Source organism: Nonomuraea sp. NPDC049625 (assembly GCF_040675285.1).
GTDB lineage: Bacteria > Actinomycetota > Actinomycetes > Streptosporangiales > Streptosporangiaceae > Nonomuraea > Nonomuraea angiospora_A.
In genome coordinates, this window is sequence record NZ_JBFAOQ010000004.1 from 279618 (window position 1) to 295450 (window position 15833).

Genomic DNA, 15833 nt, shown 5'->3' on the forward strand with positions numbered 1-15833 from the left:
TCCCCCGAAAGGAGCCACCCGCCATGCGTTCTCTTCGCCGCGCCCTGACGGCCGCCACGGCGGCGACCGTGCTGGCACTCTCCGTGACCGCCTGCTCCGGCGACGGCAGCACGGTCCGCTTCGGCTACATCAGCGACTACAACGGCGCCAGCCTGCTCGCGATCGCGAACAAGCAGGGCCTGTGGCAGAAGCAGGGCCTCACTCCCGAGATCAAGGTCTTCACCAACGGGCCGCTGCAGATCCAGGCGCTCGGCGCGGGCGACCTCGACTTCGGCTACATCGGCCCGGGCGCCATGTGGCTGCCCGCCACCGGCAAGGCCAAGGTCGTCGCGATCAACACGCTCGCGTACGCCGACCGCGTCATCGGCCGCCCCGGCATCTCGACCATGCAGGACCTCAAGGGCAAGAAAGTCGGCGTGCCCGAGGGCACGTCCGGCGACATGGTGCTCAACCTGGCGCTGAAGAAGGCCGGGATGACCGCCCAGGACATCCAGAAGGTGCCGATGGACCCGGCCACCGTCGTGTCGGCGTTCTCGGCGGGGCAGATCGACGGCGCCGGCATCTGGTACCCGCTGATCGACACGATCAAGCAGAAGGTGCCGGGCACGGTGGAGGTGGCCAGCACCAGGGAGTTCCCGGACAACTCGTTCCCGACCGCGTTCGTCGGCGGCCCCAAGGTGGACCAGGAGCTCACCGGCAAGGTCATCAAGGTGCTGCAGGAGGCCAACGACTGGCGGGCCGCCCACCCCGACGAGGCGATCACCGAGGCCGCCACGCTGCTCAAGCTCGACCCGGCCAAGGTCAAGGCCGACGCGGCGAACGTCCAGACGATGACGACGGCCGACCTGGTCGCCAAGACCAAGGACGGCACGGTCGCCAAGTGGCTGAACAGCCTGGGCGACTTCTTCGTCGGCACCGGCCAGCTCAAGTCGCGGCCCGACCCGGCCACGTACTACACCGGCGACCTCTACGAGAAGGCGTTCAGCAAGTGAACCTGCTGTTCCTGATGACCGACCAGCACCGCGTCGACACCCTGGGCTGCTACGGCAACCCGCACGTGGCCACGCCCAACCTGGACAGGCTGGCCGCGACCGGCACCCGGTTCGACCGGTTCTACACGCCGACGGCCATCTGCACGCCGGCGCGGGCCAGCCTGCTCACCGGGCAGGCGCCGTTCCGGCACCGGCTGCTGGCGAACTACGAGCGCAACGTCGGCTACCTGGAGGATCTGCGGGAGGACGCCTTCACCTTCCCCGGCGCGCTGAAGGAGCGCGGCTACCAGTTGGGGCTGATCGGCAAGTGGCACGGGGGCACCACGCGCAACGCCGCCTCCTACGGCTTCGACGGGCCCGACCTGCCCGGCTGGCACAACCCGGTCGATCATCCCGACTACCTGGCGTACCTGGAGGAGCGGGGGCTGCCGCCGTACCGGATCTCGGACCTGATCCGGGGCACCACGCCCAACGGCAACCAGGGCAACCTGCTGGCCGCCCGGCTGCACCAGCCGGAGGAGGCCACGTTCGAGCACTACCTGGCGACCCGGACCATCGAGCACCTGGACAGGTACGCGGCCGACGGCCGGCCGTTCTTCCTGGCCGCGCACTTCTTCGGGCCGCACCTGCCCTACCTGCTGCCGGACGAGTACTTCGACATGTACGACCCGGCGCTGGTCGAGCTGCCGCCGTCGATCGCGGAGACGTTCGAGGGCAAGCCGCCGGTGCAGCGCAACTACAGCGAGCACTGGACGTTCGACACGATCCCGATCGAGGTCACGCGGAAGCTGATCGCGGTCTACTGGGGCTACGTGACGCTGATCGACCGGCAGCTCGGGCGGATCCTCGACCGCCTCGACGAGCTGGGTCTGTCGGATCAGACCTCGGTCTTCTTCACCGCCGACCACGGCGAGTTCACCGGCGCGCACCGGCTGCACGACAAGGGCCCGGCCATGTACGAGGACATCTACCGCATCCCCGGCATCGTCCGGATCCCCGGTGCGGAACCGCAGGTCAGGACGGAGTTCGTGACGCTCACCGACTGCACCGCGACGATCATGGAGCTGGCGGGCTGCGACACCGGGCCCGCGGTGGACAGCCGCAGCCTGGTGCCGCTGGTCCGCGGCGAGCGTCCGGAGTGGCCGGGCGAGCTGCTCGCCGAGTTCCACGGCCACCACTTCCCCTACCCGCAGCGGATGCTCCGCGACGACCGCTACAAGCTGGTCGTCAACCCGGAGTCGGTCAACGAGCTGTACGACCTGCACGCCGACCCGTACGAGCTCAGCAACCGCTACACCCACCCCGAGCTGGCCCCGGTCCGCCGCCGCCTGATGCGCAGGATGTACGACCTGCTGCGCGAGCGCGGCGACAACTTCTACCACTGGATGACCCCGATGTACGACATCGGCCACTCCGACTACGACCCCACGCTGAGCGCTTTCGAGAAAGAGGACACCACGGCATGAAGATCCTCTTAGGCGTCGCCGCCCTGCTGTCCGGGCTGTTCAGCAACCCGGTCTCGGCCGGCGTGGTCGACTCCCTCCCCGACCCGACGGTGATCCACGCCAGGGACGGGCTCTGGTACGCCTACGGCACCCAGAACCCCGTGTTCAGCAGCAAGGGCGAGGCCGGCGAGCGGATGCTGCCGATCCTGCGCTCCAAGGACCTGGTGAGCTGGGAGTACGCCGGCGAGGTCTTCACCCCGCAGACCAAGCCCGCCTGGCACGCCGGCGCCCGGCTCTGGGCCCCCGACATCCGCTACGTCGGCGGGCAGTACCACCTCTACTACTCGCTGGCCTCCGGCGACGTCGGCCTGGCCACCGCGCCGGGCCCGACCGGCCCGTGGACGGACCGGGGCGACGTGATCCCGGCCGCCGCCCAGGACGCGTGCCCGACGAACACCATCGACCAGGCCCAGTTCACGGACGTGGACGGCGGCCACTACCTGTACTGGGGCAGCTACGACACCATCTGCGTCGCGCGGATGAACGCCGACGCCACCCGCGTCGAGGGCCCGGTGACGCAGGTCGCCAGGGGCCGCCGGATGGAGGGCGGGTACGTGGTCCGCCGCGGCGGCTTCTACTACCTGTTCTACTCCGACGCCGGCTGCTGCGACGGCTCCTACAGCGGCTACCAGGTCAAGGCCGGCCGCGCGACCAGCCCGCTCGGCCCGTTCACGGACGACGAGGGCGTGGACCTGATGGAGCTGACCTCCAAGGGCGCCATCGTCGTCGGCGCGAACGGCAACCGCTGGGCCGGGCCGGGCCACAGCGGCTTCGTCACGGACCTGTCCGGCCAGGACTGGCTGGTCTACCACGCCATCTCGACGGCCGACCCGGACTTCCCGCCGATCACCAACGGGCCGTCGGGGCTGACCAAGCGCCCGCTGCTGATCGACCGGCTGGACTGGATCGACGGCTGGCCCGTGGTCCGCGCGGGGGCCGGGCCGTCGGAGGGCGCCCAGCCCGCGCCGGTCACCTCGTACGACGCCGGGGGCACCTTCGGCGACGGCTCGCTGAACGGCTGGCAGGCCGGGCCCGGCTGGCAGGCGAGGACCGGCCAGGACGCCCACGGGTACGCGGGCCACACCGGCGCCCTGTCTTACCTGGTCTCGGCGAAGAAGACGCCGTCCGCCGACGTGCGGGCGCAGGCGGACCTGCGGGTGTCCTCCGGCGCGGCCGGGCTCACGCTCGCCCACGTCAACCGGAACAACCACGTGGCGGCCTGGCTCGACCGGGACCGCAACGCCCTGGTCACCGACGTGGTGATCGGCGGCACGAGTCGCGGCGCGCAGGTGACGGCGCTGCCCGCCGGATTCGACCTCGGCACCTGGCACACCGTGGTCGCCGAGTTGCGCGGCACCCGGCTGACCGTCCAGGTGAGCGGTGACAAGCTCGGCGATCCGGTCGCGGAGCAGACGCGCTCCCTGCCGCGGGCCGCCGCCCGCCCCGGCTCGGTCGGCGCTGTGGCGCGCGGCGCGGCCGACGCCGACAACGTCGGGGCCGCCAGACTGTACACGCCCGTCACCGAACGGGTGCCCGAGCCGTCGCCCGGGGAGCTGCTGCCGGAGTTCGGCGACGAGTTCGACGGCACGGCGATCGACGCGAAGTGGCAGTGGGTGCGCGGCCCGGCGCCCGGGGTCGCCGTCTCCGGCGGCGCGCTGTCCTGGCCCACCCAGAACGCCGAGCTGCACCGGGGCACCAACACGGCGTCGGTGCTGCTGCGGGAGGCGCCGCAGGGCGACTACACGGTGGAGGCGAAGCTGGACTTCGCGCCGACGCAGGGCAACCAGCAGGCCGGGCTCGTGCTGTACGAGAACGACGACCGGTACTTCAAGATGGCCCACTCGGTGCTGCCGCTGGCCCGCGGCAACGGGGCGATGCTGCAGGTCAGCGAGTTCTCCAAGGAGGGCGAGCGGCCGACGACCACGCCGCCGACCGCCGTGTTCAACGGGCCGATGTTCGGGGGGCCGACGGCCGGGACGATGTGGTTGCGGATGTCGTACCACTTCGACGCGGCGAACGGCGAGAACGAGGTGCGCGCGGCGACCAGCCGGGACGGCCGGCGCTGGGTGCGCAACGGCGTGTGGACCCTTCCGGCGAAGGGGCCGCTCAGGATCGGGCTGATCTCGATGAACCGGTCGGGCGCCCTCGCCGAGTTCGACTACGTCCGCACGTACCGCGACTGACACACGCCATCCCGTGGGCGCCCCCTGACGGCGGGTCAGTGGGCGCCCACGTCGGTGGACAGTCGCTGGGCGAGGTAGACCGGCGCCACCGAGGCGACGATCAGCGCGGCGGCCACCACGTTCACCACCGGCGCCTGGTTCGGCCTGAAGAGGTTCTCGAAGATCCAGATCGGCAGCGTCCGGACCCCCGCCCCCGCCGTGAAGGTGGTGACGATGATCTCGTCGAACGACAGCGCGAACGCCAGCAGCCCGCCCGCCAGCAGCGCCGAGCGCATCATCGGGAACGTCACCAACCGGAAGGTGGTGAACGGGTCCGCCCCCAGATCCGCCGACGCCTCCTCCAGCGAGCCGCCCATCCGCCGCAGCCGCGCCAGCACGTTGTTGTAGACCGTCACCACGCAGAACGTGGCGTGCCCCACCACCACCGTGAACAGCCCCAGGCCGATCCCGAACGGCTCCAGCACGGTGCGGAAGGCGTTGTTCAGCGCGATCCCGGTCACGATGCCCGGCAGGGCGATGGGCAGGATGATCACGAGGGAGACCGTGTCGCGCCCGAAGAAGCGGTGGCGCTGCACGGCGAAGGCCGCCATCGTGCCCAGCACCAGCGCGACGGCCGTCGCCCCCAGCCCCGCCTGCACGGACGTCCACAGCGCGTCGCGCACCCCCGACGAGTTCCAGGCCGCGCCCCACCAGCGGGTCGTCAGCCCCGGGGGCGGCCAGCCGAAGGTGCGGTCGGCGTTGACGGAGTTGAGCAGCACGACGAGCAGCGGCACGTAGATCACGCCGAGCCCCGCGAAGAGCGCGAGGCGGAACAGCAGCCGGGCCGTGCGCGAAAGGTTCACAGGTTCTCCAAGGCCCCGGTACGGCGCACCGCCGCCAGGTACGCCAGCATGATCACGACGGGCACGGTCGCCACCGCGGCCGCGAACGGCAGGTTGTTGGCCGCCCCGATGTTGTCGTAGACGACGTTCCCGATGAGCTGGCTGCGCCCGCCGACGATCTTGACGGCGATGTAGTCGCCGAGCGACAGCGAGAAGGTGAAGATCGACCCCGCGACCACGGCGGGGAACGCCAGCGGCCACACCACCGTGCGGAACACCCGCCACGACCGCGCCCCAAGATCCCCGGCCGCCTCCAGCAGCGAGTCCGGCAGCCGCTCGAGCCCCGCGTAGATCGGCAGGATCATGTACGGCAGCCACAGGTACGCCAGCGTCAGGATCGTCGCCGTCACCCCGAACCCCCACCCCAGCAGCCCGCCCGACGACAGCATGACCCGCCACGCGTATGCCTTGACCAGGTACGACGCCCACAGCGGCGTCAGCACCGCGATCACCAGCCAGCGTCGCGCCCGCGGCGAGGCCAGCTTGGCCATGGCGAACGCCATCGGGAAGGCCACCACCAGGTCGATCGCGGTCACCGCGAGCGCCACGCCGACCGAGCGCAGCGCGACCGTCCTGTAGACCTCGACGGTGACGAGGTCCCGGAAGTTCGCCCAGGTGAACGTCCTGACCAGGTTCCCCGTGAAGGTGTCGGTGGTGTAGAACGCGGTGACGAACAGCGCCGCCAGCGCCCCCAGGTACGCCAGCCCGAGCCACGCCAGCGGCGCCGACAGCAGCAGCGACAGCCGGACCCCGGCCCGGCGGTGCAGGAAGCCCGCGAGCCACCGCCGCGCCGGGCCCCGGGCGGCCGCTCTCACCCCTTGATCTCCGTCCAGGCCCGCGTCCATTCGGCGTAGTCCTTGCACTTCACGTCGGTACGCCCGTCGAGGCACTGCGCGATCGGCGTCGTCCAGTAGTGGACCTTGGAGAAGTACGCCTCGTCGGTGGCGTGGAACGTGTCGCAGTGCTTGGGGTCGGCGGTCTCCCGGCACGCCTTCGCGTTCGACGGCGCCTCCCCGAAGTACTCCGCCACCTGGGCGTTCGCCTTCGGCGAGATGATGTGGTCGAGCCACTTGTACGCGCAGTTGGGGTGCGCTGCCTTGGCGGCCACCATCCACGTGTCCGACCAGCCGGTCGCGCCCTCCTTCGGCAGCGTGGCCTGGACCGGCGCCTTCTCTCCCTGCGCCACGTTGACGATCACCTGCCAGGTGGTGCCGACCACCGAGTCGCCGCTCTTGAACGCCTGGATCTCCTTGGTGTAGTCGGACCAGTACTCGCCGACGATCTGCTTCTGCTGCTTGAGCAGGTCGACCGCGGCCTGGAACTGCCGGTCGTCCAGCGCGTACGGGTTCTTGACGCCGAGCTCCGGCCTGGTCGCCATCAGGTAGACGGCCGCGTCCGCGATGGAGATGGGCGAGTCGTAGGCCGTCACCTTGCCCTTGTACGGCGAGGCCGGGTCGAACACCACGCTCCACGAGTCGGGCGCGGGCTTCACGGTGTCGGTGCGCCACATCAGCAGGTTGGCGCCGCGGCCGTGCGGGACGCCGTAGGGGACGCCGCCGACCGAGTTCCACGGCTTCTCCTTCAGGCCGTCGAACACGTCCGCGTAGTTCGGGATCAGGGCGGTGTTGACGGGCGCGACCGTGCCGGCCGCGATCAGCCGCAGCGAGGCGTCGCCGGAGGCCGAGACCGCGTCGTACTGGCCGGTCTTCATGAGGTTGACCATCTCGTCCGAGGTGCCCGCGACCTTGGTGTTCACCTGGCATCCGGTGGCCTGCTCGAACGGGGTGACCCAGTCGACCTTGGGGTCGTTGCCGCCGTCCTCGACGTACCCGGCCCAGGCCACGAGGTTGACCTGGCCCTCGCCCGCGCCGAGGCTCCCCAGCGCGTCGATCTTGGGCGGCACGAAACCGCTCTGGCCCGGCGCCGGCGCGCCGCCGGTCGTGGCGGGGCCGCCACCGCAGGCGGTGACGAGCGCGAGTGCCGCCGCGGTGATAGCTAATCCGCTCGGTCGCATGTCCTCTCCTTACCTGGACGTGATCGCGAACTCGTGCCGCCGCTGCCACACGAGCCGGACGCGGGCACCTCGCAGGCCCGTCACGTCCATGGACGAGACCTGGAGGTTCTGCTGGAGCGCGATCAGCCTGCCGCCGGCATCGAGGTCCACGACGAACCTGGTGGCGGCGCCGGCGTACACGATCTCCGCGATCGTGCCCGCGGCCGACTGCTCCCCCGGACCGGCGTCCGGGGCGCCGTCGAGGGAGACGCGCAGCTTCTCGGGGCGGATGCTGTAGGTGCCCGCGCGGCCGAGCACCTTCTCGGCCGCGGCGCCGGAGATGAGGTTGGAGGTGCCCACGAACCCGGCCACGAACTCGGTGGCGGGCCGCTCGTAGACCTCGGCCGGCGTGCCGACCTGCTCGATCCTGCCCCGGTCGAACACGGCCACCCGGTCGCTCATCGTCAACGCCTCCTCCTGGTCGTGCGTGACGAACAGGAAGGTGATGCCGACCTCGCGCTGCAGCTCCTTCAGCTCGACCTGCATCTCCTCGCGCAGCTTGAGGTCGAGCGCGCCGAGCGGCTCGTCCAGCAGCAGCACGCGCGGGCGGTTGACCAGCGCGCGGGCGAGCGCGACACGCTGCCGCTGGCCGCCGGAGAGCTGGGCCGGGCGCCGGTCCTCGAAGCCCTCCAGGCGTACGGAGCGCAGCGCGTCCCGTGCCCGCTCGCGCCGCTCGGCCCGCGGCACCCTCTTCACGCGCAGCCCGTACTCGACGTTGGCCAGCACGTTCATGTGGGGGAAGAGCGCGTAGTCCTGGAAGACGGTGTTGACGTCCCGCTCGAACGGGGCCAGGCGGGTCACGTCCCTGCCGTCCAGCTCGACGCGGCCCGCCGTCGGCGCCTCGAATCCGGCGATCATCCGCAGCACGGTGGTCTTGCCCGAGCCGGACGGCCCGAGCATGGCGAAGAACTCCCCGTCGCGTACGTCCAGGTCGATGCCGTCGACGGCCGTGACGGGTCCGAACTCCTTGCGCAGCCCGCGTAGCCCGACGGCCGTCTCGCTCATATTCATGAACATAAATGCGCATCCCGGACAAAGCCATGGTCCGCAACAGAACGCAAGTTCACGCAAGAAATCATCAGATTCGCGAAACTACTTCACAACATCTTGTGTATCGGTGTGCGGACGCCTACTGTCGCCTCACCCCCGAGAGAAACGAGCACCGGATGCCACGCACGGTTCTGGCTGTCTTATGCGCGGCCGCGACGGCCCTCTCCGTCTCCCCGGCCCACGCCTCTTCCGGCCCCGCCCCCGTCGTGACGCGGGCGGCCCTCGATCCGGCGCTCGTCGCGGGGCGGGGCGCCGCCGTGGACTTCCTGGAGCAGGAGGCGGAGAACGCCGTCACGAACGGCACGGTCATCGGCCCCGACCGCGGCGCGTACACGCTGCCCGCGGAGGCGTCGGGCCGGAAGGCGGTGCGGCTGGCGCCGGGGCAGCACGTGGAGTTCACGCTGCCGCGCGCGGCCGACGCGATCACCGTCCGCTACAGCATCCCCGACGCGCCCGGCGGGGGCGGCATCACCGCGCCGCTCGACGTCACGGTCAACGGCAAGGGCCGCCGGACCATGACGCTGACGTCCCAGTACGCGTGGCTGTACAACCAGTACCCGTTCTCCAACGACCCCGGCGCCGGCCTGCTGCACCCCGACTGGTGGATCACCGAGTGCTCGTGCGTGCCGAGCGCCACGACGCCGCCGCCCGTGATCGCGAAGCCGTTCCGCCCGAACCACTTCTACGACGAGCAGCGCCTGCTGCTCGGCCGCACGTACCGCGCGGGCGACCGGGTACGCCTCACGGCCCCCGCGGGGAGCGCCGCCGCGTGGACGGTCATCGACCTGCTGGACTCCCAGCTCGTGGGACCGCCGCGGGTCAGGCTCGCGGCGGCCGATGTGGTGGCGTTCGGGGCCGACCCGTCCGGACGGCGCGAGTCGTCGGACGCGTTCGACCGGGCCATCGCCTTCGCCAAGCGCAAGCGGCTGGAGGTGTACGTCCCGCCGGGCACGTACCAGGTGAACCGGCACATCATCGTGGACGACGTGACCATCACGGGCGCGGGGAACTGGTACACGATCATCAAGGGCCATGAGGTCCCGCTCGGGAGCCCGGCGCCGGACGGCTCGGTGCACACGGGCGTCGGCTTCTACGGCAAGCCCGGCGGCAGCACGAACGTGCACCTGTCGGGGTTCGCCATCGAGGGGGACGTGCGGGAGCGCGTCGACACCGACCAGGTGAACGCGATCGGCGGCGCGATGAGCGATTCCACCATCGACGGCCTGCACATCCGGCACACCAAGGTCGGCATGTGGTTCGACGGGCCGATGACGAACGTGCGGATCACGAACAACGTGATCGTCGACCAGATCGCCGACGCCGTGAACTTCCACACCGGCGTCACCGGCTCCGTCGTGTCGAACAACTTCATCCGCAACAGCGGCGACGACGCGCTGGCCATGTGGTCGGAGAAGAGCGCCGACAGCGGCAACACGTTCGACCACAACACCGTCCAGACGCCCGTGCTCGCCAACGGCATCGCCGTCTACGGCGGCAGGGACAACACGATCTCGAACAACCTCGTGGCCGACCCGGTCAGGGAGGGCAGCGCCATCCAGGTCGGCTCCCGCTTCGGCGCCGAGCCGTTCACCGGGCGGCTGCTGATCACCGGTAACACCACGGTCAGGTCCGGGACGTACGAGCTGAACTGGAACATCGGGCTCGGGGCCATCTGGTTCTACGCGCTGGAGAGGGACATCTCCGCGGACGTCCAGGTGGTCGGCAACGACTTCCTGGACAACACGTACAACGCGATCATGCTGGTGAGCGAGTGGTCGGTGAAGGACCTGTACTCGATCACGAACGTGCACTTCAAGGACATCCGGGTCGACGGGACCGGGACGTCGGTGGTGAGCGCGCGGGTGAAGGGGTCGGCGACGTTCGAGAACGTGGACGCGCGGAACGTCGGCGCGGTCGGGGTGAACAACTGCGGCTCGTTCGGCTTCCCGCCTGCGGGCTCGGAGTTCGCCCTGACCGATCTCGGCGGGAACGACGGTGGCGGCGCGGCGGGGCCCTGGCTGGCGCCGTGGCTCCTGCCGAACACCATCACCTGCGACGACCGTCCGCCGGTCGTGGCGCCCCCGCCTCCGTCTCCCTGGTGACCGGGCCGGCGCGCTCGCCGCGCCGGCCCCGCCGGGGGCTCACACCTGCCGGTGCATGGCCTCCAGGCCCCTGACCACGGTGGTCGTCAGGATGCCGATCTCGGCGATGCCGATCGACACCGTGTCGCCGTCCTGCAGCGTGAACGGCAGGTCGGGCACCAGGCTGGTGCCGGTGGCCAGCACGGCGCCGTCGGGGAAGGAGTCGGCGCGGAACAGGTAGCCCGCCAGCTCGTCGAGGCGCCGGTGCAGGCCCGACGTGGACGCCTTGCCGTCCCACACCGTCTCGCCGCCCCTGGCGATCGTGAGCGTGATGTCCAGCGCGTACGGGTCGGAGACCTCCCACACGGGACGGATCGCCGGGCCGACCGCGCACGCGCCCAGGTAGATCTTGGCCTGCGGCAGGTAGAGCGGGTTGACGCCCTCGATGGTGCGCGAGCTCACGTCGTCGACGACCGTGTAACCCACGATCTCCCCGGCCGTGTTCAGCACCAGGCCGAGCTCCGGCTCCGGCACGTCGATCTCGGAGTCCGACCGCACCGCGATGCGCCCGCCGTCACCCGAGACCTTCCAGGCCACCGACTTGAAGAACAGCTCCGGGCGCTCGGCGTCGTAGACCAGCTCGTACACGTCGGCGGCGCGCTCGCTCTCCAGCACCCGCGCCTCGCGCGAGCGCCGGTACGTCACGCCGGCCGCCCAGACCTCCATCAGCCCGTCCACCGGCGTGAGCCGCCGCACGGACGCGGACGGGTGCCCCTGCCCGTCGGCCCCCGCCAGCCGCTCGCGCAGCCCCTCGACCGGGAGCCGCAGCAGCTCGGCCACGGTCGTGACGCCGGCCAGCTCCACCACCTGCTCGCCGTCGTCGACGCCGACCGCGGGAGCGTCGGTCAAAGGGCTGACGAACCGTACGATGTGCATGCCTGCTCCTCATTCTCATCAGACGAGTCTGATGAGAGTCTTCCCTACCCGGCCGGGCAGGCTTCTGGTGGGTCAGATCACCTCGAAATCGGCCATCATCGCCATGTCCTCGTGCTCCAGGTTGTGGCAGTGGAGCATGTACCGGCCGCGGTGGCCGTCGAAGCGGGCGAGCACGTCCACCACCTCGTACGGGCGCACGTCCACGGTGTCCTTCCACCCCGCGTCCGAGGCGGCGGGGGCCCGGCCGTTCCTGGCCAGCACCAGGAAGTGGGCCAGGTGGACGTGCACGGGGTGGTGGAAGTCGCTGGACAGGCGCCAGACCTCGGCGGTGCCCAGCCGGGGGCGGGCCAGCGGGACGCCGGGCCGGTAGGGCCGGCCGTTGATCGTCCAGACCCCCTCCGCCGACCTGCGGAAGTCGAACCCGCGGGTGGTCACGGGCGCCACGCGACCGGGCGGGCGGGACAGCACGGCCGGTACGGCGGTGTCGTCGGCGGCCCGGCGGGCGACGACGAACCGCATGACGTTCCGGGCGGGGCCGTCGGCGAGGGTGTTGACGAGGGTGACCGCGGTGCCGACGGGATAGGCCGAGAAGTCGACCACCACGTCGTACCGCTCGCCCGGCGAGATCGGGAGCTCGTCGTGCGCGACGGGCGCGGCCAGGAGGCCGGAGTCGCTCCCGATCTGCGTGAACCGGCCGCCCGGCGTGAGCCGGAGCCGGTAGCGGCGGGCGTTCGAGGCGTTCAGCAGCCGCAGCCGGTAGCGGGTGGCCGTCACCTCGGCCACCGGCCAGGGCGCCCCGTTGACGAGGATCACGTCCCCCTCGACGCCTTCCATGTAGTCGCCGTCGACCGCGGCCATGTGGCCGCCCATGTGACCGCCCATGTGACCGGTGTGACCGCTCTCGGGCGGGCTCGGGTACCGGAAGGAGCCGTCCTCGTCGAACGCCCGGTCGCAGATCATCAGCGGCAGCTCCCGCTCCCCTCTGGGCAGCGGCAGCGCGTCCTCCTCCTTGTCGCGCACCAGCGCCATCCCGGCCAGCCCCCGCCACACCTGCGGCCCCGTGAAGTCCATCCGGTGGTCGTGGTACCAGAGTGTGGCGGCCCGCTGCTCCAGCGGGTAGTCGTAGTCCTTCGTCCCGCCTCCGGGCGCCACGAGGTCGGTCGGGTAGCCGTCGGAGCCGGGCGGGGTGACGCCGCCGTGCAGGTGGGTGGAGGTGGGCACGCTCAGCTCGTTGCGCACGGCGACCGTGACGCGGCTGCCGCGCCGCAGGTCGAACGTGGGGCCTGGAAAGGTCCCGCCGTAGCCCAGGACCTCGGTGGTGGTGCCGGGGATGATCTCGATCCTCGCGGCCCGCTGCGTCACCTCGTAGCGGCCGGGGCGTACCGGGCGGGCGACCTCGGGGATCGGGAGCGGCACGGTGAACGGCCGGGGCAGGGTCAGCCGGCTGCGCAGCAGCTCTCCCGAGATCTCGGCGCACCCGGCGGCGGCCAGCGCGGCCCCGCCCAGCACCCCGAGGAACCCCCGCCTGGTCAGGGCGCTCACGCGGCGCTCGGGCGGTCCGCGCCGACGCCGCGTGAGACCTTCGCACCGGCGCCGCGGCGGAACGCCCGCCAGGTCCAGACGGTGAAGACGGCGGACAGCCCGAAGATCGCCATGCCGATCGGGAAGTGCAGCCCCAGCACCCGCCACTGCCCCAGCGCCACCTGCGCCGTCTCCAGCGCCACGAGGCCCAGACTGGCCGGCGCCGGCCAACCCGGCCCCCGCCCCGGCCGCCACAGCAGGACGGCGGCCACCAGCTGCAGGTAGAGCAGGCCGTGCGTGAACCCGGCGTTGTTCTGGTGCCAGGCCAGCAGGTCGACGTCGCCGGTGACGAAGAGCCCGGCCAGCGCGGCCTGCCCGAGCACTCCGGCCAGGTGCCCGGTGGCGAGCACCCGCAGCGACCAGACGATCCAGCCGGGCCGAGGGGAGGGTGATGCGGTCATGCACGGAATGCTCCAGGCAGGCCCCCTGGAGCCGCGTCCCACGCAGGAGGGCTTCCGGGCATACGCCCCGTGGAGTACGCCGCCCGTCCGGGGCCGCGAACGTACGACCGTGGGATGACACCGGGCCTGCACCAGGGCCGCGAACATACAACCGTGGGGCGACGACCGGCCCGGGCCCGGTCGCCTACCTTGTGAGCATGGACAGCCGGAGAACGGACGCCCTCGTCGCGGCGGCCGCCCTGGCGGCGATCACGGGAGGGACGTACGCGAACCTCTCGTGGACCGGCCCGCTGGAGCGCCCCCTCGACCCGATGGGCCTGACGCTGATCGTGGTCGCGTCGCTGACGCTGGCCTTCCGGCGCGCCGCGCCGCTGGCGGCGGGCGTGGTCGCGGCGGCCGCCGGGGTCGTCTACTACGCGCTGCACTACCCGGGCGTGTTCACCTCGGCGCCCGCGCTGGCCTCGATCTACACGCTGGCCTCGCTCGGCCGCCGCAAGGCGGCGATCTGGCTGTCGCTGGCGCTGGCCGCGGGGATGTACGGGCTCATGGCGATCGGCGAGGACGATCCGCCCCCGGGCAGCTGGATGGGGCTGCTGAGCGGGTGGCTGGTGGCCATGGTGGTGATCGGCCGGCTGACCGGGCAGGGCCGCGCGTACCTGCGGGCGGTGGAGCAGCGCGCCGAGGAGGCCGAGCGCACCCGCGAGGAGGCGGCGCTGCGCCGGGCCGGCGAGGAGCGGCTGTGGATCGCGCAGGAGCTGCACGACTCGCTCACCCACAGCATCTCCGTGGTCAACGTGCAGGTGGCGGTGGCCATGCAGTTGCTGGAGCGCGACCCGGCGCGGGCCAGGGAGTCGCTGGTCGCGATCAAGGAGTCGGGGCACGAGGCGATGCGCGAGCTGCGGGCCACGCTGGGCGTGCTGCGCCAGAGCGAGCCGGAGGAGGCGGGGCTGTCCAGGCTGCCGCGCCTGGTCTCCAGGGCCGAGGGGGCGGGGCTGCGGGTGGCGCACACCGTGGCCGGGACGCCGTACGCGCTGCCGCCCGAGGTGGACCGGGCCGCGTACCGCATCGCGCAGGAGGCGCTGACCAACGTGCTGCGCCACGCGGGCGCCGCGACGGTCACGGTCGCGGTCGAATACGATCCGTCCAGGATCGTGCTGCGGGTGGAGAACGACGGCGAGGCGGGCACCGCCGGGCCGGGGATGGGGTTGATCGGGATGCGCGAGCGCGCGGTCGCCATCGGCGGCTCGCTCACCGCGGGGCCCCACGAGAACGGCGGCTTCGCGGTCCGCGCCGAGCTGCCCGTCCGGGTCCCGGCATGACGGCGTCCGACGGGGGCGGCGGTGACGGTCCCGACGTGACAGCGGCCGGCGGCGCGGGTCCTGCGGTGATCAGGGTTCTGCTGGCGGACGACCAGCCGCTGATCCGTGCGGGGTTCCGGGCGCTGCTGGAGCTCACCGACGACATCACCGTGGTCGGCGAGGCGGCCAACGGCGTGGAGGCCGTGGAGCTGGCCAGACGCCTGCTCCCGGACGTGGCCCTGCTCGACGTGCGCATGCCGCTGCTCGACGGCATCCAGACCACCCGCAGGATAGGCGCCACCCCCGACCTCGACGGCGTCCGCGTGGTGATCCTCACGAACTACGCGCTCGACGAGTACGTCTTCGCCGCGCTCCGGGCCGGGGCCAGCGGCTTCCTGCTCAAGGACATCGAGCCCGGCGACCTGCTCCAGTCGGTGCGGGTGGCCGCCCGCGGCGACGCGCTCCTGTCGCCCTCGGTGACCCGCCGCCTCATCGAGGAGTACGTCAGCACCCCTCCCCGCCCCACTCCCGCGCCCGGCCTCGAACGCCTGACCGACCGCGAACGCGAGATCGTGGCCCTGGTGGCCCGGGGCATGTCCAACGAGGAGATCGCCGAGCACCTGGTGATCAGCGGCGCCACCGCCAAGACCCACGTGAGCAGGTCGATGACCAAGCTCGGCGTGCGCGACAGGGCGCAGCTGGTCGTCGTCGCGTACGAGTCCGGCCTGGTGGTCCCGGGAACGAGCGCCTAGATCGTCAGCAGGAACTCGTAGGCGTTCAACAGCCAGACCAGCAGCCACAGGGCCACGGCGGGAAGCCGGGCCATCACCCGTCCGATTCCGTCATTCAGCACGCAGGTTCACAACGCCCTT

The 15833-nt window shown here is 71.7% G+C and carries 13 protein-coding genes; 6 read left to right on the top strand and 7 right to left on the bottom strand.

What is annotated here, in order from left to right; all coding sequences use genetic code 11:
* Positions 1-23: 23 nt before the first annotated feature.
* Genes AB0J87_RS19685 through AB0J87_RS19695 form a run of 3 tightly spaced genes read left to right on the top strand, consistent with a single transcriptional unit; the run spans position 24 to position 4680 of the window.
* Positions 24-992, top strand: coding sequence for an aliphatic sulfonate ABC transporter substrate-binding protein (locus AB0J87_RS19685; protein ID WP_363967021.1), 969 nt, complete (start codon positions 24-26; stop codon positions 990-992).
* Positions 989-2458, top strand: coding sequence for a sulfatase-like hydrolase/transferase (locus tag AB0J87_RS19690; protein WP_363967023.1), 1470 nt, complete (start codon positions 989-991; stop codon positions 2456-2458). Before AB0J87_RS19685 ends, AB0J87_RS19690 begins: the two co-directional genes overlap by 4 nt.
* Complete coding sequence (locus AB0J87_RS19695; protein WP_363967025.1) at positions 2455-4680, top strand: family 43 glycosylhydrolase; 2226 nt, start codon at positions 2455-2457, stop codon at positions 4678-4680. Before AB0J87_RS19690 ends, AB0J87_RS19695 begins: the two co-directional genes overlap by 4 nt.
* A gap of 35 nt (positions 4681-4715) precedes the next feature.
* Here AB0J87_RS19695 and AB0J87_RS19700 read toward each other — a convergent pair whose 3' ends face one another.
* Genes AB0J87_RS19700 through AB0J87_RS19715 form a run of 4 tightly spaced genes read right to left on the bottom strand, consistent with a single transcriptional unit; the run spans position 4716 to position 8619 of the window.
* The gene (locus AB0J87_RS19700; protein ID WP_363967027.1) at positions 4716-5522 is read right to left on the bottom strand and encodes an ABC transporter permease; all 807 of its coding nucleotides are present in this window, start codon (positions 5520-5522) and stop codon (positions 4716-4718) included.
* Positions 5519-6376 carry an ABC transporter permease gene (locus AB0J87_RS19705; RefSeq protein WP_363967029.1) on the bottom strand — a complete coding sequence of 286 codons (858 nt, stop codon included), beginning with the start codon at positions 6374-6376 and terminating at the stop codon, positions 5519-5521. Before AB0J87_RS19705 ends, AB0J87_RS19700 begins: the two co-directional genes overlap by 4 nt.
* Positions 6373-7575 carry an ABC transporter substrate-binding protein gene (locus AB0J87_RS19710; protein WP_355201341.1) on the bottom strand — a complete coding sequence of 401 codons (1203 nt, stop codon included), beginning with the start codon at positions 7573-7575 and terminating at the stop codon, positions 6373-6375. Before AB0J87_RS19710 ends, AB0J87_RS19705 begins: the two co-directional genes overlap by 4 nt.
* Before the next feature lie 9 nt (positions 7576-7584).
* Positions 7585-8619, bottom strand: a complete 1035-nt coding sequence (locus tag AB0J87_RS19715; RefSeq protein WP_363967031.1) for an ABC transporter ATP-binding protein — start codon at positions 8617-8619, stop codon at positions 7585-7587.
* A gap of 161 nt (positions 8620-8780) precedes the next feature.
* Here AB0J87_RS19715 and AB0J87_RS19720 point away from each other — a divergent pair, with 161 nt between their 5' ends.
* Positions 8781-10766 carry a glycosyl hydrolase family 28-related protein gene (locus AB0J87_RS19720; protein WP_363967033.1) on the top strand — a complete coding sequence of 662 codons (1986 nt, stop codon included), beginning with the start codon at positions 8781-8783 and terminating at the stop codon, positions 10764-10766.
* 39 nt (positions 10767-10805) lie between these two features.
* On the opposite strand, the gene AB0J87_RS19725 is transcribed toward AB0J87_RS19720, so the two are convergent.
* The 3 genes from AB0J87_RS19725 to AB0J87_RS19735 form a co-directional block, all read right to left on the bottom strand.
* Positions 10806-11681, bottom strand: coding sequence for a fumarylacetoacetate hydrolase family protein (locus AB0J87_RS19725; RefSeq protein WP_363967035.1), 876 nt, complete (start codon positions 11679-11681; stop codon positions 10806-10808).
* Between the two features lie 72 nt (positions 11682-11753).
* Positions 11754-13223 carry a multicopper oxidase domain-containing protein gene (locus tag AB0J87_RS19730; RefSeq protein ID WP_363967037.1) on the bottom strand — a complete coding sequence of 490 codons (1470 nt, stop codon included), beginning with the start codon at positions 13221-13223 and terminating at the stop codon, positions 11754-11756.
* Positions 13220-13663 carry a hypothetical protein gene (locus AB0J87_RS19735; RefSeq protein WP_363967039.1) on the bottom strand — a complete coding sequence of 148 codons (444 nt, stop codon included), beginning with the start codon at positions 13661-13663 and terminating at the stop codon, positions 13220-13222. The genes AB0J87_RS19730 and AB0J87_RS19735 overlap by 4 nt, the downstream gene beginning before the upstream one ends.
* 197 nt (positions 13664-13860) lie before the next feature.
* On the opposite strand from AB0J87_RS19735, the gene AB0J87_RS19740 reads away from it, so the two are divergent.
* Both AB0J87_RS19740 and AB0J87_RS19745 read left to right on the top strand, forming a co-directional pair.
* Positions 13861-14982 carry a sensor histidine kinase gene (locus AB0J87_RS19740; RefSeq protein WP_363967041.1) on the top strand — a complete coding sequence of 374 codons (1122 nt, stop codon included), beginning with the start codon at positions 13861-13863 and terminating at the stop codon, positions 14980-14982.
* 65 nt (positions 14983-15047) lie between these two features.
* Positions 15048-15713 carry a response regulator transcription factor gene (locus tag AB0J87_RS19745; RefSeq protein ID WP_355201456.1) on the top strand — a complete coding sequence of 222 codons (666 nt, stop codon included), beginning with the start codon at positions 15048-15050 and terminating at the stop codon, positions 15711-15713.
* The last annotated feature ends 120 nt before the right edge of the window (positions 15714-15833 follow it).